Origin of the sequence: Halorhabdus sp. CBA1104 (assembly GCF_009690625.1) — an archaeon.
Classification (GTDB): domain Archaea; phylum Halobacteriota; class Halobacteria; order Halobacteriales; family Haloarculaceae; genus Halorhabdus.
This window is the reverse complement of sequence record NZ_CP033878.1, coordinates 596,379-621,593: the sequence shown is the minus strand read 5'-3', so window position 1 is coordinate 621,593 and position 25,215 is coordinate 596,379. Positions and strand designations below refer to the sequence as shown.

Here is a 25,215-nt window from a genome sequence, read left to right as displayed (position 1 = left end):
TTATTCTATGACAGGCTATGATCAAGTAACCAGTCGGCGAATCCAGAAGATTGCGGTGGCGAGTAGTCGACTCACAACTCAACGCAAAGGGAACTACTGTGATTCCTGGATTAGGTCAGCACACCGCTCGCCCGCGACGATCGCGCCGTTGAGCGAGCGTTCCGGATACTGGGCCTGGGAAGCCATCCCGGCATAGTAGACGCCCGCGGCCACGTCTTCACCCAGATCGTAGGGCACCACCATATCGAGATAGCCGCGCTCGTAGACGGGTGCCGTCTTCGGATTCCGTGCCGTTTCGATCCAATTGACCGTCTCGCGGTCGAATTCCGGGAACAGGTCCTCGATCCCGGAGAGCCAGGTTTCCTCGACGCCCTCGTCGTCCTGCTGCCAGAGGTCGTCCTCCAGATCCTGGACGTACTTGACGGCGTACAAGAGGTGTTCCCCCCCGTATCGCTCGGGCGGGACGTAATTGGTGTGTTCGATCAGTGCGCCGAACGGTGCCTCGTCGGCGATGTTGAGCCAGTAGGTATCCGTCAGCGACGCCTCCATGCTGATGACCGAACAGACCGTCCCCTGGAAATCGATCGCACACTCGTAGCCAGTCAGTTGCTCGAGGACGTCCGGCATCGTCGCGACGACGACGCTATCGACGTCGTGGGTCTGGGTCTGGCCAGTTTCGACCGTCAGCGAGTCGACCCTCCCGTCGTCGATCCCCACGTCAGTTACGCGAGCGCCCATGACGATGTTCTCACGACCGACGGATTCGATCAGCGCGTCGATCACCCGGCCGAACCCACCGTCGAGGTAGCCAAGCAGTTCTCCCTTGAGGATGTCCCGCTCGCCACGGAACTTCACACGACCGAGCAACCAGGCCGCACTGACGTCCGTCCACCGGTCACCGAATTTGGCCTCCAAGAGCGGTTTGAAGAAGCGCTCGAAACAGCCACGGGAGGTGTGATCGAGGATAAACTCCTTGACCGGAACGTCCTCGAAGTCCTCCAAGCGCTCGTAGGTGTCAAAAGAGGGGATCCCGCCGCGAACGTCGACATCGAGGACGAGCATGCCCAGCCGGAACTTGTCGTAGATCGAGAGGTGTGGATAGGCCAGAATCTCCCAGGGCTTGTCCATCGGATGGACAACACCGTCGACGTAGTAGGCGTCGCTGCCGTAGCGCCACTCCAGAGCCGAGTCCAGGCCCAGTTCGTCGATCCACTCGACGATCGTCTCTTCGGATTTCGAGAGATGGTGGTAGAACTGCTCGATTGGATCGCCGGCGGTCTCGTAGGTCGCTGCGAGACCACCGAGGTCCGTGTTCGCCTCGAAGACACGAACGGCTCGACCCTGCTCCTGGAGGCGGTGGGCGGCCGCCAGTCCGGCGATTCCGCCCCCGACGACGCCGATCATGGCTCGGCTTGTGCTGGTTGGTGAATAGGCCTTTCCCTGTTGGCTTGTCCCGGAATGGAACGAAGCCACTTGCCCACGCTACTCGGCTGATGAGAACGCCTGCTCTGTGTCGCCTCGCTGAAATTCGAGGACGGCGATCGCACCCCGCGGATCGTTGTCTTCGAACCAGACGTCCCCGCCGTATAGATCCATCATGATGGCGACGAAGTACAGTCCGAACCCGTGGGCCGTGTCGCTGATACCGACGTTGCGCTCGAACAGCGATTCCTTGAGGTGGTCTGAGACCCCGGGGCCGTTATCAGCGATATGGACCTGGACCCACTCGCCGACGTCCTGAACCGTGATCTCGATACGAGTCGTCTCACGGTCGTTGTGCTCGATAGCATTGCGGACGACGCTTTCGAAGACGTCCGCCAGGAGGTCGTTTGCCAGGACCGTCGTTTCGTCCGCGATGTCGGTCTCGATGGAAACGTCGTGCTGGTCGGACACGTCTCCGAGGCCTGTCGTGAGCGTGCCTTCGAGCGGGACTGGCCAGAGCCGCTCGTCAGTCTCGTCGGTCAGTGTATCCGTGATCGACCGGATCGTTTCAGTTAGGGTCGCTAGTTCGCTCGACCGCTCTTGGATCCGCGTGAGATGGCGCTGGCCGTCACTGTCGGTGTCGACGAATCGCGCCAGCAGATCGGCGTTGCTGTCGATGACTTGCATACCGTTGCGGATGTTGTGTCGGAGGACACCGTTGAGAAAGTCGAGTTGCTCGGTTCGCTGGCGGACGATCCGTCGATTCTCCCGCAGTTCTTCCTCCCGAGAGACCCGTTCGATCGCCGTCGCTGTCGCGCCCGCCAGGATGTTTGCAAACTGTCGATCCTCGGCGGAGTATTCCTCGGCTGACCCCGAGCCGACGAGCAGGAGGCCGGCCTCATCAAGCGGAATGACGAGCAATAGCCCCGACCCGTCAACACAGTCGCTGATCGGAGACCAGGTTGCCCCGTCGGTTTCGATCACTCCCGGCTGTGCATGCTCGTATGCGTCCCACAACGCCCCGTCTTCGGGCGTTACGTCCGGCGGACGCCCGTCGATAATCGACGCCATTTCCGTCGACAGCGCTGCCGGGCGCAGGCGATCGTCCTCGGCCAGCAATACCGCCGCGATCTCCTGGTCGAGGACGCCCTCGACGAACGAGACCGCGATTTCGGCGACCTGATCGTCGATGCGGGCCTGGATGAACTGCTCGGTCGTCGCCTGCAAGGCCTCGACCCGATCGAGTCGCCGTTGCTGGACGGTTACGTCCCGAAGCAAGAGCAGTCGTCCACGAACGCGGCCGGCCCGGTCAGTGATGGTCCGCGTCTGTGGTCGAAAGACAGCGTAGGAACTGTCGCTGCCTGCAGCCCCGAGATCCGAGACGAGCCGATCCGTGCCGAGTCGATCGCGCAATTCCGGGGCGACATCCGCCAGCGCTCGCCCGCAAAGCGCCTCGACACCGAACGCGGCGACAGCCGCCTGGTTGTGATCGACGATCCGATCGTCGGTATCGAGGACGAGCACCGGATCCGGTAGCTCTTCGACGAGAGCGTCACTGGCCAGCGGTGCCACGGTCAGGAAGTCGTACTCGAACAGCGCCCACCCGACGAAAGCACCGGCCAACGCGAACGCCAGCGGCGTCATATCCACGCCAGGATGGGGCGCGAATCCGAGTACGTCCACACCGTTGGCGATCAGTGGGAAGAGACTCGCCCCGACGATCGTCGCCGTCTGCCGACGATATACGCGTCGCGAGCGGACAGAGAATTCGACGAGGCGGTAGTACCCAAAGACGAGCAGCAAGTAGGCAACGGTGGTAAACAACCAGAACGGCGCTCCCCGCGGCCTGACGGGGGCCACGATGCCGTTCACCGTCTGAAACGTCACGGTGACGTCAGCCAGCGAGTGGAGGGGAGCGGTAACCAAGACGATCGAATAGACAAGCGGTGCGACCAGGAGTGCAGCGAGGATCCGTGGCCGATCCCACTGGTCGTACCCGGTATACGCCAGGGCAAACAGCACCCAAAGGGGTGCAACGTGTGAATCAGCGATCGTCGAGACGACAGTCGACACAGTGGCGACCGTCGGGTTCGTGGTGAGCAACGCGACGGTATCGGCAACTGCCCAGACGCAGACGACAGTCGCGAGTCCACCGAACGGGATGGCTTCGGGGACGTCACGGTGACGCCAGGCGTAGACGGCGAGCCAGCCGGTCACGACCCCGGCAGCGAGATTCCCGGCCACGAAGACGAGACGTGCGAGGTCTAACTCCATTGAGCGCCAGGTTGGCGATTGCGGGGATGGAGGCTTATCAGTTGTGCGTTCGATTAGCCAACCGACAGGTTGAGCCACCCGAGGGAGCCTCGACAGTTCGCTACCTTTTTCCCAGCAGTCCGGCAACAGCGAGGCATGTTGACGGCGCGGGCGCCAGCCACGAGCGCGAACCTCGGGAGCGGCTTTGACGTCTTCGGGATCGCACTTGCCGCCCCGGCTGACGTCGTTCGCGTCGAACGCGCCACAGAGACGACGATCGACGTGACCGGTGCCGGGAGCCAGTATATCCCGGAAGACCCAGAGAAAAACACCGTCGGTGCCGTCGTCGACGCACTGGACGCGCCCGCACGCATCGAGATCGACAAGGGGATTCGCCCGGCCTCCGGACTCGGGTCTTCGGCCGCCAGTGCGGCCGCAGCAGCAGTCGCACTCAACGAACTCTACGATCGAGGGAAAACCCGTAAGGAACTGGTCCCGATCGCTGCCAAAGGAGAGGCAGTCGTCTCGGGAGACGCCCACGACGATAACGTCGCGCCAGCGATCCTCGGTGGCTTCACGATCGCTACACCGGACGGTGTCACGCAGATCGACGCGAACGTCTCCCTGGTCGCCTGTTTGCCCGAAATCGTCGTGTCGACGCGTGATGCACGGCGTGTCGTCCCGACGGAGACGTCCGTCGACCAGTTGGTCGAGACGGTCGGGAACGCTGCAACGCTGACAGCAGGCATGGCGCGTGACGACCCGGTTTTGATCGGCCGAGGGATGGAAGACAGTGTTGTCACGCCGGCCCGGGCGAAATTGATCGATGGGTACGACGCTGTCCGAGAACACGCGCTGGCGGCAGGTGCAACTGGCGTGACGATCAGCGGTGCCGGTCCGGCTGTCCTCGCGGTCTGTCGGGACCGCGATCAACGGGCCGTCGCGACCGCGATGCTCGATGGGTTCGACGACGCTGGGGTCGATGCGCGAACCTACCAGACCCAGATCGGTAATGGAGCCCAGCTATACAGGTGACCGTACCCCGATCGATCAGGTCCGGCCGTCACCGCTGGCTGACTCGTGAGTGGACCGACTACTGCTCTCTGGCGATCCGGCCCCCGCGTCCCGAACGGTGAATCCACCGGATTCGGCTCGCCCGGTGAGTTCACGCTGTGGGAACGGGATCTTGATATCTTCGCGTTCGAAGGCCGATTTGACCGACGTCACGACGTTCTCGACTGCGTTCCACTTCCGTGGCGGTGTGGGATGATCGATCCAGAACCGCATCTCCATGACGATCGCCGAATCGCCAAACGCCTTTGGTACGATTTGGGGCGGCGGTGCGTCGGCGATCACGTCGATAGTTTTGATCGTCTCCAGGGCCACTTCTTTTGCACGTTCGGGATTGGACTCGTAGTCGATCCCGACGTCGACGCGTAGCCGAAGAAGGCCACGTTCACTCCGATTGACGATTGCCTTATCGCTGACGCGATCGTTGGGGATGACGACGACCTCACCGTCGAAGTTTTCGAGTCGCGTGTTGACGATCGTAATATCCGTCACGACGCCTTCCTCCTCACCGATCTGGACCCAATCGCCGATGGTAAACGGGCGAGAGAACATCAACACGAACCCGGCGATGATCGAGCCCAGCGTTTGGCGGGCCGCGAACCCGACGACGATCCCGAGGAACCCGGCGCCGACGAGCAGTCCCTGGAGGTTGATGTTCCAGATCGTCAGTCCGAGCAAGCCAGCGACCACGAGGATCGTGAGTTGGCCCATCCTGACGACGATTTCCTGTTGGTGGTCGGTCATCCAGTCGGCTTGTTGGCTGATTCGATCGATGGCCTGCTCTAGCTGGTCGATAGCGATGTAGGCCCCAATCGCCAGCCCGATCGTCAACAGCAACTGCGTGAGCATCGGGATCGAGTCTTTGAGGAGCACGAGCAGGTCCCAAGCTTCCGTCATGCCGCCCCAGACAACCAGCAGTGCTACACCAGCGCCAAAGAGGATGACAGACTGCAGCCCACGCACCAGGAGGGACGGCGCCGTCGTCGGGACGTACTGATCTAGCACGTTCGCACCCGCCACAATCCTGCCGCCGACAAATCGGTCAGTGAACAGCGACCAGACGCGGCGAATGACACGCGGGACGATGACTACCGTGAGTAGAATCGCAACGAGCAGAACGATCGCCGACCACGCCAGCTTCGCTTCGGTACTCGTCAACGCAGAGAGAAAGTCACGGACTTGCGTCACGACGGACGCGACGGATTCCATGTGCTACATCCCGGGACGAACAGACTTGACGATTGCCCTCGTGGACGACCGACTGGACGAGGAGACAGACCGACCGAAATACGCGGTTTCGACCAGAAGAGCCACCGCTTGGCGGTCACTACCTGGCGAACCTGGCTACCGCTGGCCAGACACGATTGCCGTCCCAGAAACCCACTCGCCCAACACGCATCTTTATAAATTCGGTGGGTCATGTCAGGAACATGTATTGCCACGAGTGTGGGGACGAAGTCCCCGAGTCGGCCGGGATTTGTCCGTCGTGTGGGGCGACGTTGACAGTCGAGCCCACGGCCGAGAGCGAACCGAACGAGCGAACAGCTCCGGACGAACCCGACCAGGAAAGTGAACCTCCAGACCAACCCCCAGCCGGACACCATCCGTCGCCCGAGACAGACACGGAGCCCGAGACTGCCGACGAACCAGCGGCCCAGCAGCCGTCCGACCCGGCTGGCGGAAAACAGCGATCACCGGGCACACCCGGGCAGAGAGAGCCAGGAGATCCAGCGGGCCAGCCATCTGGAGGCGCGCCACGGCAACAGCCTGCTCGACCGGGACAGAGCGGGCCACCACCGCACGAAGCAGGCACAGAGCCCACACAGGGCCAACCGCCCGGCACACAGCACCCGCAGGGTGGCGGCCCCCAACAGGGCCGGGGACAACCCCCACGAGGCGGACAACCCCAGGGTGGGCAGCCACAACGGGGCGGACAGCCACCGCAAGGTGGCCAACAGCAGTCACCGACCCAACCGGTCCAGGGACGGCCGGGCGGCCAGGCCGGTGGCCCTGGACAGCCAGCCCCAGCAGGTGGTCCGGGCGGCGGCTACGGCGGTGGCTTCGATCTCGACCGACTCCGGGCAACGCTACCGCTGGTGTCTGGTGGGATCGCCGGGGCCGTCGTCGGAGCAGTCATGTTCGTGCTCGGGATCGGTATTACCCTGGCCTATCCGGATGGACTGTCGACGTTCTTCGATTCGACGCTCGGAAGTGGAGCGGCAACGGCACTCGACCTACACTTTGGGACGCCCCAACACATCGTGCCAGGCTTGTTCGGGAACTTCGAGACGTTCCAGGCGGGCGAAGCAACGTTCGGGTTCCTGTACCTGCTTGCGCCGCTGTTGCTCTACCAGACAGCGAAACTCATCAGTGACTCGAACCGCCCCGAGAACGCGTCTCTGACTACGGGCGTTCTCACGGGGGCGACGGTCACGCTCGGGTACTTGCCGGTCGTGCTACTGGCCGCAGTGCTCGTCCCAGCAGACCTCGGCTGGGATTTCTCGCTGGTCACGGCAGTCGTCCTCGCTGGGCTCGTGTATCCACTCGTGTTCGGTGGGCTCGGCGGGTTCGTCTCGTGGTACTTCGAGCCGAGTGAGCGCAAAGCCGGCACGTCATACGGTACGCTCGCTTTCGTTGGCGTCCTGATCGGGCTGTTCGCGACGAGCTACATCTACATGGACGTCCCCGAGTTGGTCGAAGTCGGGACGCTCGATCGGCTGCTGGCTTCGTTCGTCGTCTTTGCACAGGTTCACGGCTTCTCAGTCGGCGAAGGCGTCGGCACGGCAGCGATCCCCTACCTGGTGACAGCCCTGATTATCGGGTTCGTCGGATTCGTTCGCGTCCGGCGGAGCAACTACGTTCGCTCGCTGACCGACGCCTTCGCGAAGGGGACGACGCCAGCGGTCGCGTACCTGACGCTGTTCGGGCTGTTCACCAGTCTGACGGTCGTCACAACCAGTAGCTTCGTGATCGAGGACCTGGAGCTCGGCCGCGTGTTTGTCCTCTTTGCCCGCTCGTTCAGCCAGGAGGCAGTCGCCAGTATCGGCGAGTACGTCAACCTCATGCTCGTGGGAACGATCGTCTATCCCGTCATCGTCGGCGGTGCCGGCGGCGCGCTGGCCTGGTGGCTCGAATCGCGCGACCGTGCGCCGGCCACGAACCAGCAAGCGCCACGAAACCCGCCTCAGTAACGAGTGCTGACTGGTCAAAAGTGACTGTGACGAAACCGATCAGCGAATAAATTACGGCGATCGACGTTCAGACGCCGCGACCTTGCAACTGCTCTTCTTCGGGCAGGTCCGCGTTGGCGTCACCTTTCATCCCCGAGCCGATGTTCGACGCGATATCGGCCAGTGTCTCGGGATCGTCCCAGTTGTTGACCGCCTCGACGATCGCCTCGCCCATGGCCTGTGGGTCCTCGGCACCGAAGATCCCCGAGCCAACGAAGATACCGTCACATTCGTGGTGCATCATCAGTGCCGCGTCGGCGGGCGTGGCGATCCCCCCTGCGGCGAAGTTCACGACTGGGAGCCGCCCCATCTCAGCCGTTTCGTGGACCAGCTCGGCCGGTGCTTCGTGTTCGCGCGCCCAGGCCTCGCGTTCCTCGTGGCTCATGCCGTCCAACTGCCGGATCGCAGCCTTGATCGTCCGCTGGTGGTGGACGGCCTGATTGACGTCGCCAGTGCCGGCCTCACCTTTCGTCCGGATCATCGCCGCGCCCTCGTCGATACGCCGGAGAGCCTCGCCGAGGTTGCGCGCGCCACAGACGAACGGGCTGGTAAACTCCCGCTTTTCGATGTGGTAGGCGTCGTCGGCTGGTGTGAGGACTTCGCTCTCGTCGATCATGTCGACACCGATCGCTTCGAGGATCTCGGCCTCTTTCGTGTGGCCGATACGGGATTTTCCCATCACCGGAATCGAGACTTCCTCGATGATCTCCTCGACGTCTGCGGGGTCTGCCATCCGTGCGACGCCCCCGCGCTTGCGGATGTCCGCCGGGACCGCTTCTAGGGCCATCACGGCGACCGCGCCCGCGTCCTCGGCGATGCGGGCCTGTTCGGGGTTGACGACGTCCATGATGACGCCGCCTTTCTGCATCTTCGCGAAGCCACGCTTGACCAGATCGGTGCCGCGACGCAGGTCTTCGAGATCGGTTTCCGTCATTGTGGCCAAATTGACCGTGGATTCACTTAACGAGTCGCTTTCGGCCGGCACCGACCAGTCGTCGCGCGGCCGGCAGTCACGCTGTCTCGGGCGCGTCTTCGCGCCAAAACAGGTCATCAACCGTCGTGTCGAAAAAGTCTGCGAGGTCGAAAGCCAGTTCGAGACGGGGGTCGTAGCGACCCTGTTCGATCGCACCGATGGTCTGGCGTGTCACGTCGAGGGCTTTGGCGAGGTCCTCCTGGGTCAGATCGTGCTTGACCCGTCGAACTTCGATGTCGTTATCCATGCGTCCAACCCGTCAATTGTGTGTCTGCAGGTAGCGAAACGCGCCGTACCACCCGAACAGACCGATACCGGTGATCCCCGCCAGTATCGTCTCTCCCGAGAACGTGTACAGCCCGACGTCTCGTGCCCACAGTAACACTCCGCCCAACAACACGACTCCCATCAGCACCCAGAACGCGGCCTTGTACGCGAGTAGTTGTATCCGCTCGTCGGTCTGGGTGACAGTCGTCTCTCGCTCACGCTTGTGGACCCAGTAGACGACCGCTGGAATGAAAAACACCAGAAATGCTTTTCGAGCGAGGTCGCCCGAGCCGAGAACTGGCGTGATCGCGACTGATCCCACGCCAACGCCCAGAAACGTCGCCACGAGCGCTAGCGTCCGTCGTCGCGAGACCGTGCCCGTCCGCAAGCGGAAGGCAGCCGCTCCCGCCAGGCCGATGAAAGCACCACCCACGAGCGTCAAGCCGACTCCCGGCAGATAGCTGAGGCTCGATTCCAGTACCAGCGCGTACCCGGCCCCAAACGCCAGTATCCCGACGGCGAACAAACCGATCGATACCCACATATTGCGGTTCATATGTTATATTTGTTTACCGTGATGTTAATGTAACTTTCCATCATGTCGGCCAGGTGCTCCCGCGTCTTTATCCGTGAGTGGGCGACCAACGGGTCCCGTGCTCGACCTCGGCGTCAGAGTCGCGTTCGCCCCAGAGGCAACCGCAGTCGCCGTCGCAGCTATCGCCGGTGGAATCTGTCTGGGGACGATCAGCGGGCTGACGCCGGGGCTGCACGCGAACAACTTCGCCTTGCTGCTCGCCGCGGTCGCACCCAGCGTCCCCGCCCCGCCACGCCTGGTCGGAGCGGCGATGCTCGCCGCTGGCGTCGTCCACACCTTCCTCGATTTCGTCCCCGCGCTGGCCCTTGGCGTCCCCGATCCAGCGATGGCCGCCAGCGCACTCCCGAGCCACCGGCTGGTACTGGCCGGCCGCGGGCGTGAAGCGCTCCGGCTGTCGGCACTGGGCAGTGGCCTGGCCGTCGTCTTTGCACTGCCACTCGCTGTCCCGGTGACCCTCGCCATGCTTCGGATCTATCCCACACTCGCGGCCCATCTGCCGGTCGTCCTGACGGCGATCGCCGCGGGGGTGATCGCTACGGAGCCGACAGCCCACGCCAGGCGGGCCGCGCTACTCTCGTTCACCGCAAGTGCCGTCCTGGGCGTTCTGACTCTGGACGTCCCCGCCGAGGGGATACTGCCGATCGGGAGTATGCTCGCGCCGCTGTTTGCCGGGCTGTTCGGTGCGCCGGTATTGCTCGACGCCATGCGCGGGGCGGGGATCCCACCCCAGGACGACCCGACAGTCCGGACGACACAGCGCTCGATAGGCGGGCTCGCCTTCCTCGGGACGGTCTCGGGCGCGATCGTGGGTTACCTGCCTGGCGTCTCCAGTGCCGTCGCAGCCACGCTCGCTCTGGTGAGTACACCAACGAACCAGGGCACTCGTGGGTTCGTCGTCACGACCAGCGGCGTGAACACGTCGAATACGCTGTTTGCCCTGTGTGCGTTGATCGCGTTTGGCAATCCCCGGACTGGTGTCTTGGTCGCGCTCGATCGATCCGGTGCCCCCCTCTCGTGGCCGCTCCTGCTGGCTGCCGTGTTGATCGCGGCAGCGATCGGGTTCGTGCTCGTGGTCGTCGTGGGGGACTGGTATCTCCGGACCGTCCGGAGACTCGACCACGCCCGGCTCTCGATTGCCGTCCTCGGCGCGTTGGTCGTGCTCTGTGCGCTGTTTGCCGGCCCGGTCGGGGTCGCCGTCTTCATCGTGAGTACCGTGGTCGGACTGATTCCGGCGCGTCTGGGTGCCCGACGCGTCTCGCTGATGGGCGTGTTGCTCGGTCCACTCATCCTCGGCGTCTGACCGCGAGCGAGCCACAGTCCCGCTCAGAGGTAGGACTGTCGCCGAAAGTACACCACCATCAGACCTGCGACGATCGCCATACCGATCAAAACGGCCGGGTACCCAAAGCGCCAGGACAGTTCGGGCATGTTGTACGGACCACCCGAGAAGTTCATGCCGTAGACGCCGACGACAAAGGTGAGCGGAATGAAAATCGTAGCCACGACCGTCAACACCTTCATGACCTCGTTGGTGGACTGAGAGAGGGCGTTCAGGTAGATATCTCGTGTGCCGACGATCAGGTCGCGATACGTTTCGATGAGATCGACCAACTGAATCAGGTGGTCGTAGACGTCTCGATAGTACTTCTCGGAGTCCGCTCTGATCCCGTGTGCGTCACCACGAGCGAGAACGGCCAGTGTTTCCCGGACCGGCCAGACGACTTTCCGAAAGGAGAGGAGTTCACGCCTGACGCTGTTTATGTCTTCGAGGAGCCCAACGTCCGGCGACTCGACGACCTCGTCCTCGATGCTCTCGATCTTCGTTTCGAGGTGATCGAGGATCTCGAAGTATTCGTCGACAATTGCGTCGAAGACGCGGTAGGCAGTGAAGTCAGGCCCACGTTCGAGCAATCGCTCGTCGCCCCGACGAACGGATGCCTGAACACGACCGATCACGTCGGCACTGCCGGTTGCGACAGTCACCAGCCAGTCGTCGCCGATGAAGATACCGACCGGTTCGTCGTCGATTTCTTCCTCGAACGTTGTCTCCCCACGAGTCAGGCGGGCCGTCTTGACCAGCGCGAAGGTATGGGTGTCGAACTCCTCTGCCTTCGCACGAACGTTGTTCTGGACGTCCTCGACCGCCAGCGCGTGGAGAGAAAAGGCCTCGGCGACGGTATCGATCTCGGCGGTCGTCGCCTCGCTGACGTGGACCCAGGTGGTGCCTGCTGCCGCCCGCGCGGCGTCGAGATCCGCGTGGGCCTCGACCCCAGTGCCGTCGTAGACGAGCGTGTCGATCACGGCGCACCCCCCGTGGCACGACCGATCGCCAACAACGTCACCCCGCCTATCACGCTCGTCCCCGAGAGCTCACGACCGGGATGGGTCACGAACAGCCCCGCCAGAGACGCACCGATCCCGAGCGCAGAGCGGACACTTCCGACGATCAGCAGACGCATACCCGCTTCTCGGCAGGCTGCTAAAAAAGCGTTCGCCCGCGGCGATAGCAACTCGCCTCAGGGCAATCGGTACGTCGGCCCGTCGTCGCTATCCTGGACTTCGACGCCCAGGGCAGCGAGTTCGTCCCGAAGGTCGTCGGCACGTTCGTAGTTGCCGGCTTCGCGTTCGGCTTCGCGAACGTCCAATACGAGTTCAACGAGATCCTCGGCCAGTCGAACGTCGCCGCCGTCGCCACCTGTCTCGCCAAGGGGCAATCCGAGCACCTCGACCCCGAACGCTTCGTAGGTCTCGATCGCCCGCCGGAGTCCACGGTAGTCGGCAACCTCTCGCTCGTCGACGTGGCGGTTGACCGCGTTGGTCAGTTCCTCTAGGGCGGCCAGCGCCTCACGGGTGTTGAAGTCGTCGTTCATCGCCTCGGGGACCGCCTCGCGGGTATCCTCGATGGCTTCCCGCAGAGCATCGGCTTCGACTTTCGTCCCCGCGTCGACGCTGTCTGCCGCCTTGAGGGCCCGCTCGTAGCCGCGCTTGAGGCGCTCGAATCGATCCTCTGCCTCCGTGAGAGTCTTGTCGCTGTAGGTCGCCCGAGAGTGATAGGCCGTCGACAACAGGAAGGTTCGCACGACGCCGGGGCCGTACGCCGCGATGGCTTCCTCGACGGTCGCGAAGTTACCCAGCGAGGAAGACATCTTCTCCGCTTTCGTTTCCAGCAGGCCGACGTGCAGCCAGTAATTGGCGAAGGGCTGGCCAGTCGCGGCCTCGCTCTGGGCGACCTCGTTTTCGTGGTGGGGAAAGACGAGATCCTGGCCGCCGACGTGGATGTCGAGGGTCTCGTCGAGATGGGTCATACTCATCGCCGAGCACTCGACGTGCCAGCCTGGCCGCCCCTCGCCCCACGGTGAGTCCCACGTCTGGGCCGTCTGGCAGGCATCGTCGGCGGAAGCAGCCTCGGGGTGTTGGTGCTCCTCGATGTCCTCGGGAGCGACGCCGTCGGCCTTCCAGAGTGCGAAGTCCTGGGGATGGCGTTTCTCGCCACGCTCTTCGGGATCACCCTGGGCGTCAAGTTCCTCGACAGTCTGGTTCGAGAGGGTGCCGTAGTCCTCGAATTCAGTCACGTCGAAGTACACTGAACCGTTGGTCTCGTAGGCGTAGCCCCGGTCGATCAACGTCTCGACGAGGTCGATGATCTCGGGGACGTGTTCGGAGACACGGGGATAGACGTCGGCCCGCTTGAGGTTGAGCGACCGCATGTCCCGGATGACGTCCTGGATGTAGGTACGAGCGACGTCAGCTTCGCTCTCACCGGCTTCGCCGACGCGGGCGACGATCTTCTCGTTGACATCCGTGAAGTTCTCGACGTGGCGAACCTCGTAGCCGAGCCACTCCAGCCAGCGGTGCATGACGTCGACGTGAACCCACCCGCGGGCGTGGCCGAGATGGGGCGGGTCAGAGGTCGTCAAGCCACAGTAATACAGCAGTACCGAGTCGGAATCGCGTGGCTCGAAGGCCTCTTTCTCCCCGGAAAGCGTGTTCGTCACGCGAAGGGTCATTGGCTGAAGGTTCGGCGGCGGGCGTTTCAATCCGTCGGATCGAGAGACCCGACACTGCAGTGGCGAGAGCGGACCGCCTCCCTCGCCGGCAGTGGCAGTTGCGACGCCCACTACACCAGTGCTTCGAGAAACTGCACGACCTGTGGGCCGTCCCGGCGATCGACCAAGACGACGAGCGATTCGTCTGCGACGCCCGCCGCTTGCACAACCACGTCTTCGGCCACCAAGCGGGCGCACACACGAGTCAGCAACGATGGGTCGACGTCCCCATCGACCAGCACTGCCGTCAGAGACCCCTCTCCCGAGGCGAACGTCGCGTCACCGACCATCAGGAGGCCGTCGTCGGCATCCTCGACACGGCCAACCCCGCTGTGCATCGTGACGCGTGCCGACCGGTCCGGTTCGTCGCGGTCGGCCAGTTCCTCGCCGTACCGACGGAGCGCGGCGGCGACAGCATCTTCCTCGCCCACGTCGAGGAGCCGAGCGGCCGCAGAGTAGTTGATCACCCCGGCCCGCAACGCCTCGTGGACGAACGGCCGTGCCCGGACGGCCTCTCGGGCCTGCTCTGCGAGCGTCATATCCATCCGTGTGACCGGTAGTCGCATAAATCCCCAGTAGGCCAACGGCTAAGACGACCCTCGGCCAACAGCCGGCCATGCCCACACTCGTCGTCGCTGCCCACGGTTCCCACCTCAATCCGGCGTCGAGCCGGCCGGCCCACGAGCACGCCCGGCGGCTCCGTGCGACCGGGGCGTTCGATACCGTCCAGCCCGCCTTCTGGAAGGAACAGCCCCACTTCCGGGAGGCCCTCCGGACCGTCCCCAGCGAGGAGATCTATCTGGTGCCGCTGTTCATCAGTGAGGGGTATTTCACCGAGCAGGTGATCCCCCGGGAGTTCCGCCTTGCAGGCTGGAGCGGCTGGGAGTCGGATGGGACCAGCGCCGTCGCGGCGACGCTCTCGGCCCAAGACACCGCCCAGACCGTCCACTACTGTGGCCCCGTGGGGACTCACGACGCGATGAGCGACGTGATCGTCCGCCGTGCGGAGTCGGTCACCGGCGATCCCGACGTGGGTGAGGGTGTCGGACTGGCCGTTGTCGGCCACGGCACCGAACGCAACGAGAACTCGGCGAAGGCCGTCAGGTATCACGCCGATCGGATCCGTGCTCGGGACCGCTTTGGGGAGGTCCAGGCGCTGTTCATGGACGAGGAGCCGGCAGTCGACGACGTGACGGATTACTTTGAGAGTAGTGACGTGGTCGTCGTCCCCCTGTTCATCGCTGACGGCTATCACACCCAAGAGGACATTCCCGAGGACATGGGGCTGACAGACGATTACCGGACCGGTTGGGACACGCCCGCTACCGTCGACGGCCATCGGATCTGGTATGCCGGTGCCGTCGGGACAGAGCCGTTGCTGGCCGAAGTCGTCGCCGAGCGGGCAGCCGACGCCGGGGCCGAGGTCAACGATAGGCTTAGAACCGAGCCTGAACGAAGCGGCGACGATACCGTATCGTTCTGTTGAGAGAGCGACCACCTCCGGAGCGACGGCGAGATGACCCGCGCGTGTCAGCGAACAGTTGCCGGTGGCGGAGTGTTTTATCCGCTGTCGGCCCTGGAACGCGTATGGACCGCGATCCGGTCGAGGCGCTTGCCAAAGCGGCAGCGGATGGCGTCGAGTTCGATGGACTCTCGGCTCGTCTGGACGGAGAGAGGCTCCACGTGGCCACAGAAGGATCAACGACGACCGTCGCCGCCGACGGGACGCTTGCGGACCTGCCTGCCCCCCTGGCGGCCTCCGTCACCAACTGGTTCTACTGGGACGCCATCGCCCCCGAGCAATCGGCCGGACGGGCGTTTCTTCGGTGGCTCGAAGGGGCAAGCGAGGGCGAGCAGTCGACGGTCCCCGAACGCTACGACGCCCTCGAAACTGGCGTGAGCCGGGAATGGGGGCAACTGCTACTGACGGCGCGGCTGGCCGACCAGGGGACACGTCGATACGAGGTCCGGCACGTCGACGACCAGGACGTTCCCATCAGCGAGCTTGCAGTCAAGACGGCTCTGGACGACGCGACGGCGATCGCCAGACGCGACGACCGTGATCGGTACCGACCGCTCAAAACCGCACCGACGTTGCCAAGGGGCTGGGTGTTCCCCGACCTCGGCCCCGACGCCGTACTCTCGATTGTGGGCGAGTTGTATCCGGCGACGATCGAGAACTGGTATCGCGAGCGCGAGGGCGACCTGGACGTGACTCACTACCGCGAAGCCGCCCAGCGCCAGACGGGTCGGTATCAGTCGGTCTCAGAACTCCCGTCCGAAGCCCTCGAGTGGGCGGCCGAGGCCTGCTGTGTCGACCCAGAGTGTCTCAAGCGACGCGAGTGGGACGAAACCGAAGACGAGGTACTCGACGTGCCGCGAGGTGACGGGTCGTTCCCCTGTCGAGAGCCGTGTTCGCTGTTCGTCGCTGCCGCCAAGGAGTGGACGAGTCTCGAAGACGAGGCGACACGGACCTACGAGATCGAACTCACGCCAAGCGAGCGCGACCAGCTCGAAGCCATCGTCGACGCCGTCGCCGACGGCCAGACTGACCAGATTCGGGAAGCCGATCTTGGCGCGGGTGCCAACCGATACCGAGCGCGATATCTTCGAGCCAAGCGCTTCGAGGGCGACGCGTCGGGTGCGTTCGAGATGGCTGACGGAAGCGACCCAAGCGAAGAGCACACGACGGAGTGAGTTTTATCACTCGAAAACGAGGACGTACCCGGCCACGAGGACACCAATCAGAACGGCGACCGCGCCGACCGCAACGACGAACTGTTTGAGGAGGACGGCAACAGCGAGGGCGAACACCAGAGCCACGAGAGCCAGGCCAATCACCGGGAGTGCTGGACTCGCTTCGAAGACGCTGTCAGTGGACTCCGGCTCGGTGGGCTGGGGGTGGGCTAAGGACTCGTCGACCGTGACTGAGCCGTTGGCCTCCTCGGGTTCAGTGAGCACGATATCGACGTACCGGGTCGTCGCCCCGTACCCGCTGACGATCTTGAGTTTGCCCCGTTGGGTAACGCCGTCCTGGACTGAGACCGTAACGAAGCGTTCGTGATTGCCGTCGACGTAGTGATTGGTCGCTTCGAGTCTCGCAACGTCAGACAGGGAATCATCGAGGTGGAGGTGGACGTGTGACGGTTCGCCGTGATTGATCAGCCGGATTGGGAACGTTCCCGTCGTTTCGTAAGACGGAGGCACCCCTAGGTCGTGGAGTTGCTCACGGTTGACGTGGACGGGAAGCGGATCAGCCACACCTGATAGTCCGCAGGGACTGGTAAAAAAGCTTCAGGCCGGGGCATCCTCCCGCATATCAGGCGGGAGGAGGTTCGGAATGCCGTCTTCGATGGGGTACGTTTCGCCACACTCGTTGCAGGTCAACGTGCCGGCGACGATCTCGCCGTCCTCGCGTTCTGCCACGTCGAGTTCGAGGTCGTGTTTGTCCAGCGGACAGCAGATGATGTCCATCAGCTCTTCGTGCATACCACATGCCTGGCTCCCGCGGGCCAAAAGCGTGCCGCTCGACGTGAAGGCTGAAGCAGGACGGTCCCCATCTCACCGGGCCAGCGATGGCACAACTCCACTGACGTGCATGTCGCCGAGGCCGTCCAGAGACAAGCGACCGCGAGTATCGAGGCCACTCAGTACGGGCGCTGGCGGACGATCGTATCCTCACGCGAGGGGCCGATCCCGATCGCGTAGATCGGGACGTCGAGATCGTCGCTCAGGAACTCCAGGTAGGTGCGGGCATTCTCCGGCAGCGCCTCGTAGCCATCCTCGGCGATCGCGTCCCAGTCGTGGTCCTCCCAGCCCTCGAAGCGTCGGTAGACGGGCTCACAGTCAGCCCACCGCTCGGTCGTCGGAGGGATCGTCTCCACACGGTCGCCATCGAGTTCGTAGGCAGTCGCGACCTGCAGTTCGTCCAGTCCGGCAAGCGTATCGACGTGGTTGATCGCCAGTCCAGTGAAGCCGCTCACTCTGGTCGAGTGACGCAACATCGGCAGATCGAGCCAGCCGACCCGTCGCGGACGGCCAGTGACAGTGCCGTACTCGTCGCCAGCCTCGCGAATGTACGTCGCGAGTTCCTCGTCGTCGCCATCACCCTGTTGGTCGTAGCCGGGCGTGTCACCGACGACGCCGCCCAGTTCTGTCGGCAGGGGGCCGCTCCCGACCCGCGTGAGGTAAGCCTTGACGATCCCGATGACTTCACCGTCACCGATAACGCCCGGTGCGAGCCCGGTGCCGACTGTCGCCCCACCTGCGGTCGGATTCGAGGAGGTCACGAACGGATAGTTGCCGTGGTCGATATCGATGACCGTCCCCTGAGCCCCTTCGAGCATGAGGTTGTTACCCGACTCGCGAGCGTCAGTAAGGTACGCCCCGGCATTGACGGCCATGCCTGCACGTTCGATGCGGCGGCCGTACTCGCTGAACTCCTCGAACAGTGCGTCGATGTCGAAGGCATTGGGATACTCCTCGAAGCCGTCTGGATCCAGACCGTACACGTCCTCGACGACGGCTCGTTTCTGCGGGACGATATACTCCAGGCGCTCGCGGAGGACCGCGGGGTCGAGTAAGTCACCGATCCGGACCCCGCGGCGGCCGGCCTTGTCCTCGTAGGTCGGGCCGATGCCGCGGCCAGTCGTCCCGACTTCCTGGTCGTCTTCGCTTTTGACGTCTTCCTCGATGCCGTCGAGCACGCGGTGGAACGGGAGAATGACGTGTGCCCGCTCGGCGACTCGAACGTCCGGGTCGAGGCCACGATCGGCGAGCATTTCCAGTTCGTCGAACAGCGTCCGTGGATTGATGACACAGCCGTTACCGAGGACGCCCACTTTACCCCGGATCGCACCGCTGGGAACGAGTGAGAGTTTGTACTCCTCGCCGGCATGACACACGGTGTGTCCGGCGTTGTCTCCGCCCTGATAACGGACGACAACATCGGCGTCGTCGCTGTAGAGGTCGACAACGCGGCCCTTCCCTTCGTCGCCTAACTGCGACCCGACAATCGTGACAGTCATTATCTCCGGGTTTTTTCCCTCCCGATAAACCGATTTCGGTCCCGTAGCTCTGGTAGTGACTCTATCACAAGGGTTATATCCCCGCTCACTCAAGCTCACACGAGGAAATTCTTCGTGGACGGACAACAACCTTTAAACCCTCCGAACACAAGTTAACACGTGCCATGATAGATAGGCTTGAGAAAGAAGTGGACATGCTGGAGCGACATCTGCAGGTTCTGCGGATGGTCATCGAGAATGAACCGATCGGCATCGTGAAGATGTCCAACGAGACAGGCTACCCGCATCACAAGGTGCGGTACTCGCTTCGCGTACTCGAAGAAGAGAACCTCATCGAGCCGTCCAGCCAGGGAGCGATCACGACCGAGCAGACCCAGGAATTCGTCGACGACCTCGACGAGAAAGTCGATCAGACGATCGAGAAACTGGAAGGCATGAAGATCGAGGACGCGGCCCAAGTCGAGAGTTAATCGGGACGGTTCTACCCGTTGACTCACAGTTCGGGGACAGCCATGTGGAACTGTTCTTCGCGCGCTTCGACCAGACAGAGGTGAAAGCCCTGCTTGCGGGAGATTTTGACGTAACTCTCCCGTTTGTCTCGGCTCAGGAGACCGCCACCAGTCGCGTCGGCAGCCGTCTCCAGAGCACCGGGTTCGAAGAAACTCGACGTGACGAACATCGCCGCGGCGAGGCTGGCGTTCGATTCGCCGATGCGAGTGGCGGCCGTGACCAGCGAGGACATCTGGTCTTCGGTGGCAGCCTGTCGGGAATCGTTGATGTTTGCGACGATCAGTGGGTTGCCCATCCGGTCACGCAACACCACGTCGAAAGATTCCTGTGACCGTTTCGTCTGACCGTCTTCCGTGTATTCGACAGCCGTCGTGCCGTTGAGTTCGATCCGGTCGATCCGGGGCAACGCGTCGTAGAGGTCTGCAAGCGCGTCCTGGTGTCCCGTATCGCGTATCTCGAAGAGTAGCTGCCGGACGATCCACGAAACGTAGCGATGCTCGACAGTACTGTGTAAGAACGATTCGAAGGAATCCCCGGAAACGACCGTCCCCTCCGTCTCGAACTGGGTGTGGGATTCGACATCGAGGTTTTGGTTGACGTCGGCCCGTGTAGCGCCGTTCTCGTAGGCTGATTTCAGCGTCGGCTCCCCTTTCGAGGCGTATCTGACAAACAAGTCAGTACCATCTAAGGCCTCCTGCTGTCCGAGCCGTCGTTCGGGGGTCTCGCCGTCGGTGCCGTCGTGGGCCTCGAGTTGGGATGAGAGCATCTCCCGTTCCTCACGGAGATCAGACAGTTCCTCACGGAGTTCGGACAGTTCGTCCTCCAATCGCTCTACTTGTGCCTGTAGGTCGTCACGCTCGGTTTCGAGTTCGTCACGTTCCCGTCGAGTCGTTTCGAGATTCGCTTCGAGGGTTTCGATGCGCTGTTCACGGTCCGCGATGGTTTCTCGAAGCGCCGCGACCGTCTCGGTCTCAGCTTGTGGCTCGGGTTCGGGCTCGGTGGCTGATTCGGACTCACTTGACGGGGGGGCCGCCGCGTTGGGTTGTTGCTTCTCAGACGTGCCAGCCGTGGCCGTGTCCGTGGATTGGCTCGCCTCGGTGGCTTCACTCTGGCCGCTTGAACGGTGCTCGTTTGCCGGTTCGGGTTCGCTGGTTGATGGTAGGTTGGCTGACTCCCCAGTCGGGACCTCGGGCTGGCGCTCGCGCTCGTCGCCGTTCCAAGTGCGGTCGGGATCCAGTGATGGAAGCGTCCGGGTTTCTAATTCGACAGCCTCCCCGGACGAGGGCGATCCACCGGAACGGGACGGAGACCGGTCGGCCGGACGATCGGCACCGCTCGTTCCGGTCTCCCGTCGCTGGTCGGCCGTCGGCGACTGCCCGGACGAAGCAGGCCCTTCGGTGGCCGTGTCCGCCGACTGGTCGCGATCCCCCGACGGACGATCAGTCGTCGTTCTCTCCGGCGTGTCCGTGTCGGTTTCCGTCGTCGGTCGTGTCGACTCGGCCGCCGCTGTGGACCCTTGTGCGCGTCGGTCCGCTCCGTCGAGGCGCTCCTGGGTAGCCGTTTCGGCAGGCGTCGTCGATTCGGGATCGGTCTCCGTCGTGGGCGATTCAGCCGCCGTCTCGGGGGGAGCCGATTCGCCCGCCGCCGACTCACTGTCTTGTGCGACCGGTTCCGTCCTTGCTGCAGCGTTGGCGTCCGTTCCGGTCTCGCTCCTCGACTCGGCAGTTGGCTCACTGGTCGAGTCGTCTGTCCGAGCACGTTCGGTCGAGACAGCCCCATCTGACGTGGCGGCTTCGGGCTGCCCACCGGTGGTGTCGGGCTCTTGGACCGTCGACGGCGTTGCTGTCTCGTCGGTTGGCGTTTCCGCGGGGTCGGCCGGATCCGGCTCGGAATCGTCGGGTGCGGTATCGTTGGCCGCCTCGGCGTCAGTGTCAGCGGAGACGGGCACGTCAGAATCCTCGTCCTCAGCCGCCGGTGTGTCCGAGGACCCGGCGGCAGCCTCGGCTGAGGACGCAGGCGGCGTCTCGGGCTCGGGGATCTCGACTGGTTCGATATCGACCGGCCGAACCTCGTAGATCCCCACTTCGTCGTCGGCCCGCTGGAAAGCCTCGTCTTCGACGAGCAACTGGGCACTCTCACCGACGAAGGCAACGCTCATCGAGCGGCCACTGTGATAGACGACGTAGTAATCCCCGCTGAGAACGTTCTCGGAAAGTTGGATGAAACCCGTGAATCCGCCGTCCGAGAGCGTCGAGTCGACCTTCGAAAGTGGCGTATCCTCGGTGTAGTACTTCCCTCGAACCTCGTCGCTGCGCTCTTGCATGACGATCAGCAGGGGAAGGGCCGGCGTCGGGGCGGTATACGCGGTCCCATCGGCATCTTCGAAATCGTCGATAGATCCACCGACGATGCCGACGACAGTACCGTTGAGCATACAGAGCGTGCCGCCGGTGGCCCGAACAACGCCGGAAAACTCCCGGTCTGTGAGCGTCTGCAGCCCCCGATAGCCTCCCTCGAACGAGCGGGTCTCCCACTGCTCGACTCGCTCGATGGCTTGTGTGGTCATTGTGACGAACAAGTCCCATGCGAGCCATATACTTTGCGCCCGCGTGCCGTGCAGCGTCGATCCCCGCCAGACCGGCCGCCTCCGACGGACCTTTCCGGTCGGCAAGCCAACCAGGAGTATGAGCGAGCAGGCCAAGGCAACGGGAGAGTTTCGCCGCGCGAGCCCCTGGCCGGTGTTCATCGCGCTCGGCTTCGCGCTCGCGGAGCTGGGTATCTTCGTCGGCTACTTCGCGGTCGCCGTCGGCGGCCTGCTGTTGCTCGGCGGGAGTGTTGCCGGTATCCTCGTCGAGTCGGGCTACGCGAAGCGCCTCTGGCGGCCCCTTGCCGGCCTCGGCGTCGCATTCGGCCTCTTAGGCGTCGGAATGGTGGCAAGTCAGGTTGACCCCGCAACCCTAGATGTCCTCGGCGTCGTGACCGATCCGAACGGCATCGTGGGGCGAGGGCTCGCAGTCGTTGGGAGTGGCGCGATTCTGGTCGCCATCGGGATCGCTGGCTCTCTGGCGGAGTGAACGCGGAGTGAGTGAGCGCTGGGACGGCGCGATTTCCGGTTCCAACAGTCTATTTATCCGTACTGCCGAACGTTCGGGCATGGAAATCGGTCCGCTCGACCACGAGACCCTACTCGATCTGACCGTCAACGTCATTCCGTTGGGGATGCTCGTGTTCTTCTTCGTCGCGTTCATCGTCGCCAGCCCCTTCGGCTGGAACAGCGTCACATCCGGCCTGCAACTGGGGATCGTCGGTACGATGATGGTCCTGCTCACCATCTTGACCTACTACTCCGGCCGGGCGATCGCCAACGCTGAACGCGATGGCGAATCCGAAGAGCCCCGGGCGTACTCCCCGAAACACGGGAGTGAAACGGGAGAGTGTGGCGACAACGGACGACCGTGAAGACAGTATTTTCCGTTCGCCGAACAGCCACGATAAAACCCCTCAATATCAGGGGACGGTCACGTAAGGGAATGGTGCCGCCAACACACACTTTTTGTACGGCCCACGCTGACTGACGTCTATGGCAGGACAGCAGCTCGCGTTGACGGTGCTGATGGGGCTCGTCCTGGTCGGGGTCGCTGCGATCCTCACGCGGATCGAGGATTGGCGGCGATACACGCCCCTGGCCGGTGGCGGCGCCGTCGCCGTCGGCGAGGATACCGGATACGGCCACCGCGAAAAGCCCTCGGGTGTGACCAGGTGGCTCACGACCGTCGATCACAAGGACATCGGCATTCTCTACGGCGTCTTCGCACTCCTCGCGCTGGCGATCGGTGGACTGATGGTGATGGTCATGCGGTTCGAACTGATCACGCCAGCATCGGACGTGGTTAGTCCCCAGTTCTACAACGCGTTGCTGACGAGTCACGGCATCACGATGCTGTTTTTGTTCGGTACGCCGATCATCGCGGCCTTCGGGAACTACTTCGTGCCGTTGTTGATCGGGGCCGACGACATGGCCTTCCCGCGGATCAACGCCATCGCGTTCTGGTTGTTGCCCCCCGGCGCGCTCCTCATCTGGGGTGGCTTTCTCGTCCCCGGGATCGCACCCGCCCAGACCAGCTGGACGATGTACACGCCGCTATCGGTCGAACAGGCCCACGTCGGCGCGGACCTCATGCTTCTGGGGTTGCACCTGACTGGCGTCTCGGCGACGATGGGGGCGATCAACTTCATCGTGACAATCTTCACCGAACGTGGTGATGATGTCAGCTGGGCCAACCTCGACATTTTCTCCTGGACGATGCTCACCCAGTCGGGACTGATCCTCTTCGCGTTCCCGCTGCTTGGCAGTGCCATCGTCATGCTGTTGCTCGATCGGAACCTCGGGACGCTGTTCTACGCGGTCGGAGAAGGTGGCGGCCCGATCCTCTGGCAACACCTCTTTTGGTTCTTTGGCCATCCGGAAGTGTACATCCTCGTGCTCCCCCCGATGGGCCTGATCAGCTACATCATTCCGCGCTTTGCCGGCCGGAAACTGTTCGGGTTCAAGTTCGTCGTCTACTCGACGCTGGCGATTGGGGTGCTCTCCTTTGGCGTCTGGGCCCACCACATGTTCTCGACCGGGATCGATCCACGCCTGCGAGCCTCGTTCATGGCAGTGTCACTCGCCATTGCGATACCCAGCGCCGTGAAGACGTTCAACTGGATCACGACGATGTGGAACGGCCGAATTAGACTGGCGGCACCGATGCTGTTCTCGATCGGATTCATCTCGAATTTCATCATCGGTGGCGTGACCGGTGTCTTCCTGGCTGCCATTCCGGTCAATCTCGTTCTCCACGACACCTACTACGTCGTCGGGCACTTCCACTACATCGTCATGGGGGCGATCGCCTTCGCGGTGTTCGCGGGCATCTACTACTGGTTCCCCATCTTCACGGGGAAGATGTACCAGCGGACCTTGGCGAAGTGGCACTTCTGGCTGTCGATGATCGGCACCAACGTGACCTTCTTCGCGATGCTGTTGCTCGGGTACATGCAGATGCCGCGCCGATACGCGAGCTACGATATGGTCACGGTCGGCCCACTCGAGGCCCAAACACTGCTCCACCAAGCCGCGACCGTCGGCGCGGTCATCCTCCTGATCGGGCAACTGATCTTCGTCTGGAACGTCGTCTCCTCGTGGCTCGACGCCCCGAAGGTGACCGACGCCGACCCGTGGGATCTCAAGCAGTCCGGGCTGTACACCCGTGAGTTCGGCTGGCACGCCGACCGGCTCACTGCAGCCGACGGCGGCCAACAACAGGCCGTTACTGATGGCGGCCAACAGCCCACAGCAACCGACGACCCGCCGCGCCGCGAAACCGACGAGTAAGCGAGTCACTCTTGTCGCATTTTTCACCCGATCACGAGAACGAACGCGGCGATGCCCATCATCAGCGCGATCGCAACCAGTGCCACAAACAAGAGTTCTTTCTCTTCCATACCGGCTCTTTGGTCGGGACGTGAAAAGCCTAATCGGCTCCGGCACGTAGTGTGGCTGTGTCAATTAGGACTGTCAACAGGGGCCGCCGAGTCGTTATCGCCATCTATCTCGTGGTCATCGCTATCGCCGGACTGATGGGGGCGATCCTCGGAGCCACACGACCGGATATCGTCGATCCGGTACTGTTTGGCGTGGTGTCACTCCCGGCCTCCCCGCTGGGCATGGCCGCGTACGGAATGAGTACAGTTGCCCTTGCTCTCGGTGTCCTGTTGGGTGCCGTCGCGTACGTCGCCGCACGGTTCGACACGCACGAGCCCGGAAGCGAGTAGTCCA

24 protein-coding genes are annotated in these 25,215 nt (G+C 63.3%); 10 read left to right on the top strand and 14 right to left on the bottom strand.

Features of this window, described 5'->3' with window-relative positions; translation table 11 throughout:
* Positions 1 to 93 precede the first annotated feature (93 nt).
* Complete coding sequence (locus Hrd1104_RS03265) at positions 94 to 1,404, bottom strand: NAD(P)/FAD-dependent oxidoreductase (RefSeq protein WP_154551405.1); 1,311 nt, start codon at positions 1,402 to 1,404, stop codon at positions 94 to 96.
* A 78-nt stretch (positions 1,405 to 1,482) separates the two neighbouring features.
* Complete coding sequence (locus Hrd1104_RS03260) at positions 1,483 to 3,696, bottom strand: histidine kinase N-terminal 7TM domain-containing protein (protein WP_154551404.1); 2,214 nt, start codon at positions 3,694 to 3,696, stop codon at positions 1,483 to 1,485.
* A gap of 135 nt (positions 3,697 to 3,831) precedes the next feature.
* Between Hrd1104_RS03260 and Hrd1104_RS03255 the strand changes: the two genes are divergently transcribed.
* A complete protein-coding gene (locus Hrd1104_RS03255; protein WP_154551403.1) occupies positions 3,832 to 4,710 on the top strand; it encodes a homoserine kinase in 879 nt (292 codons plus the stop codon).
* A 15-nt stretch (positions 4,711 to 4,725) separates the two neighbouring features.
* On the opposite strand, the gene Hrd1104_RS03250 is transcribed toward Hrd1104_RS03255, so the two are convergent.
* Positions 4,726 to 5,955 (bottom strand): mechanosensitive ion channel family protein, encoded by a 1,230-nt coding sequence (locus Hrd1104_RS03250; RefSeq protein ID WP_154551402.1) that lies wholly within the window; start codon positions 5,953 to 5,955, stop codon positions 4,726 to 4,728.
* A 221-nt stretch (positions 5,956 to 6,176) separates the two neighbouring features.
* On the opposite strand from Hrd1104_RS03250, the gene Hrd1104_RS03245 reads away from it, so the two are divergent.
* Complete coding sequence (locus Hrd1104_RS03245; RefSeq protein WP_154551401.1) at positions 6,177 to 7,937, top strand: zinc-ribbon domain-containing protein; 1,761 nt, start codon at positions 6,177 to 6,179, stop codon at positions 7,935 to 7,937.
* A gap of 67 nt (positions 7,938 to 8,004) precedes the next feature.
* Here the strand turns inward: Hrd1104_RS03245 and pdxS are convergent, their stop codons facing one another.
* From pdxS to Hrd1104_RS03230, 3 genes are all read right to left on the bottom strand, one after another.
* Positions 8,005 to 8,910 (bottom strand): pyridoxal 5'-phosphate synthase lyase subunit PdxS, encoded by a 906-nt coding sequence (gene pdxS, locus Hrd1104_RS03240; RefSeq protein ID WP_154551400.1) that lies wholly within the window; start codon positions 8,908 to 8,910, stop codon positions 8,005 to 8,007.
* A 76-nt stretch (positions 8,911 to 8,986) separates the two neighbouring features.
* Positions 8,987 to 9,196, bottom strand: a complete 210-nt coding sequence (locus tag Hrd1104_RS03235) for a helix-turn-helix transcriptional regulator (RefSeq protein ID WP_154551399.1) — start codon at positions 9,194 to 9,196, stop codon at positions 8,987 to 8,989.
* A 12-nt stretch (positions 9,197 to 9,208) separates the two neighbouring features.
* Positions 9,209 to 9,772, bottom strand: a complete 564-nt coding sequence (locus Hrd1104_RS03230; protein WP_154551398.1) for a hypothetical protein — start codon at positions 9,770 to 9,772, stop codon at positions 9,209 to 9,211.
* Positions 9,773 to 9,869: 97 nt separating this feature from the next.
* On the opposite strand from Hrd1104_RS03230, the gene Hrd1104_RS03225 reads away from it, so the two are divergent.
* Entirely contained in the window at positions 9,870 to 11,111 is a 1,242-nt protein-coding gene (locus tag Hrd1104_RS03225) for a tripartite tricarboxylate transporter permease (protein ID WP_154551397.1), read from the top strand.
* A 23-nt stretch (positions 11,112 to 11,134) separates the two neighbouring features.
* Here Hrd1104_RS03225 and corA read toward each other — a convergent pair whose 3' ends face one another.
* The 4 genes from corA to Hrd1104_RS03210 all read right to left on the bottom strand — a co-directional run bounded on the left by corA (position 11,135) and on the right by Hrd1104_RS03210 (position 14,396).
* Complete coding sequence (gene corA, locus Hrd1104_RS03220; protein ID WP_154551396.1) at positions 11,135 to 12,112, bottom strand: magnesium/cobalt transporter CorA; 978 nt, start codon at positions 12,110 to 12,112, stop codon at positions 11,135 to 11,137.
* On the bottom strand, positions 12,109 to 12,270 hold the full coding sequence (locus Hrd1104_RS13025) for a hypothetical protein (RefSeq protein ID WP_195837620.1): 162 nt from the start codon (positions 12,268 to 12,270) through the stop codon (positions 12,109 to 12,111). The genes corA and Hrd1104_RS13025 overlap by 4 nt, the downstream gene beginning before the upstream one ends.
* Before the next feature lie 57 nt (positions 12,271 to 12,327).
* Entirely contained in the window at positions 12,328 to 13,818 is a 1,491-nt protein-coding gene (gene cysS / locus Hrd1104_RS03215) for a cysteine--tRNA ligase (RefSeq protein WP_154551395.1), read from the bottom strand.
* 110 nt (positions 13,819 to 13,928) lie between these two features.
* Positions 13,929 to 14,396, bottom strand: a complete 468-nt coding sequence (locus Hrd1104_RS03210) for a hypothetical protein (RefSeq protein ID WP_154551394.1) — start codon at positions 14,394 to 14,396, stop codon at positions 13,929 to 13,931.
* Between the two features lie 77 nt (positions 14,397 to 14,473).
* Here Hrd1104_RS03210 and Hrd1104_RS03205 point away from each other — a divergent pair, with 77 nt between their 5' ends.
* Positions 14,474 to 15,343 (top strand): CbiX/SirB N-terminal domain-containing protein, encoded by an 870-nt coding sequence (locus tag Hrd1104_RS03205; RefSeq protein ID WP_154551393.1) that lies wholly within the window; start codon positions 14,474 to 14,476, stop codon positions 15,341 to 15,343.
* A 101-nt stretch (positions 15,344 to 15,444) separates the two neighbouring features.
* Positions 15,445 to 16,554 carry a DR2241 family protein gene (locus tag Hrd1104_RS03200; RefSeq protein WP_154551392.1) on the top strand — a complete coding sequence of 370 codons (1,110 nt, stop codon included), beginning with the start codon at positions 15,445 to 15,447 and terminating at the stop codon, positions 16,552 to 16,554.
* 6 nt (positions 16,555 to 16,560) lie between these two features.
* On the opposite strand, the gene Hrd1104_RS03195 is transcribed toward Hrd1104_RS03200, so the two are convergent.
* The 3 genes from Hrd1104_RS03195 to Hrd1104_RS03185 form a co-directional block, all read right to left on the bottom strand.
* Complete coding sequence (locus Hrd1104_RS03195; protein ID WP_154551391.1) at positions 16,561 to 17,118, bottom strand: hypothetical protein; 558 nt, start codon at positions 17,116 to 17,118, stop codon at positions 16,561 to 16,563.
* Between the two features lie 33 nt (positions 17,119 to 17,151).
* On the bottom strand, positions 17,152 to 17,346 hold the full coding sequence (locus Hrd1104_RS03190) for a methytransferase partner Trm112 (RefSeq protein WP_154551390.1): 195 nt from the start codon (positions 17,344 to 17,346) through the stop codon (positions 17,152 to 17,154).
* A 158-nt stretch (positions 17,347 to 17,504) separates the two neighbouring features.
* Positions 17,505 to 18,884: an adenylosuccinate synthase gene (locus Hrd1104_RS03185; protein WP_154551389.1), complete on the bottom strand. Its 1,380-nt coding sequence runs from the start codon at positions 18,882 to 18,884 to the stop codon at positions 17,505 to 17,507.
* A 164-nt stretch (positions 18,885 to 19,048) separates the two neighbouring features.
* Between Hrd1104_RS03185 and Hrd1104_RS03180 the strand changes: the two genes are divergently transcribed.
* Positions 19,049 to 19,354, top strand: coding sequence for a hypothetical protein (locus Hrd1104_RS03180; RefSeq protein ID WP_154551388.1), 306 nt, complete (start codon positions 19,049 to 19,051; stop codon positions 19,352 to 19,354).
* A 23-nt stretch (positions 19,355 to 19,377) separates the two neighbouring features.
* Here Hrd1104_RS03180 and Hrd1104_RS03175 read toward each other — a convergent pair whose 3' ends face one another.
* Positions 19,378 to 21,960: a hypothetical protein gene (locus Hrd1104_RS03175; RefSeq protein ID WP_154551387.1), complete on the bottom strand. Its 2,583-nt coding sequence runs from the start codon at positions 21,958 to 21,960 to the stop codon at positions 19,378 to 19,380.
* 43 nt (positions 21,961 to 22,003) lie between these two features.
* On the opposite strand from Hrd1104_RS03175, the gene Hrd1104_RS03170 reads away from it, so the two are divergent.
* The 4 genes from Hrd1104_RS03170 (at position 22,004) to Hrd1104_RS03155 (ending at position 25,211) form a co-directional block, all read left to right on the top strand.
* Positions 22,004 to 22,468 carry a cox cluster protein gene (locus Hrd1104_RS03170; RefSeq protein ID WP_229770523.1) on the top strand — a complete coding sequence of 155 codons (465 nt, stop codon included), beginning with the start codon at positions 22,004 to 22,006 and terminating at the stop codon, positions 22,466 to 22,468.
* Positions 22,469 to 22,547: 79 nt separating this feature from the next.
* The gene (locus Hrd1104_RS03165) at positions 22,548 to 22,853 is read left to right on the top strand and encodes a DUF6684 family protein (RefSeq protein ID WP_229770522.1); all 306 of its coding nucleotides are present in this window, start codon (positions 22,548 to 22,550) and stop codon (positions 22,851 to 22,853) included.
* Between the two features lie 154 nt (positions 22,854 to 23,007).
* Positions 23,008 to 24,771, top strand: coding sequence for a cytochrome c oxidase subunit I (locus Hrd1104_RS03160; protein ID WP_154553180.1), 1,764 nt, complete (start codon positions 23,008 to 23,010; stop codon positions 24,769 to 24,771).
* A 167-nt stretch (positions 24,772 to 24,938) separates the two neighbouring features.
* Positions 24,939 to 25,211 carry a hypothetical protein gene (locus Hrd1104_RS03155; protein ID WP_154551386.1) on the top strand — a complete coding sequence of 91 codons (273 nt, stop codon included), beginning with the start codon at positions 24,939 to 24,941 and terminating at the stop codon, positions 25,209 to 25,211.
* Positions 25,212 to 25,215 lie beyond the last annotated feature (4 nt).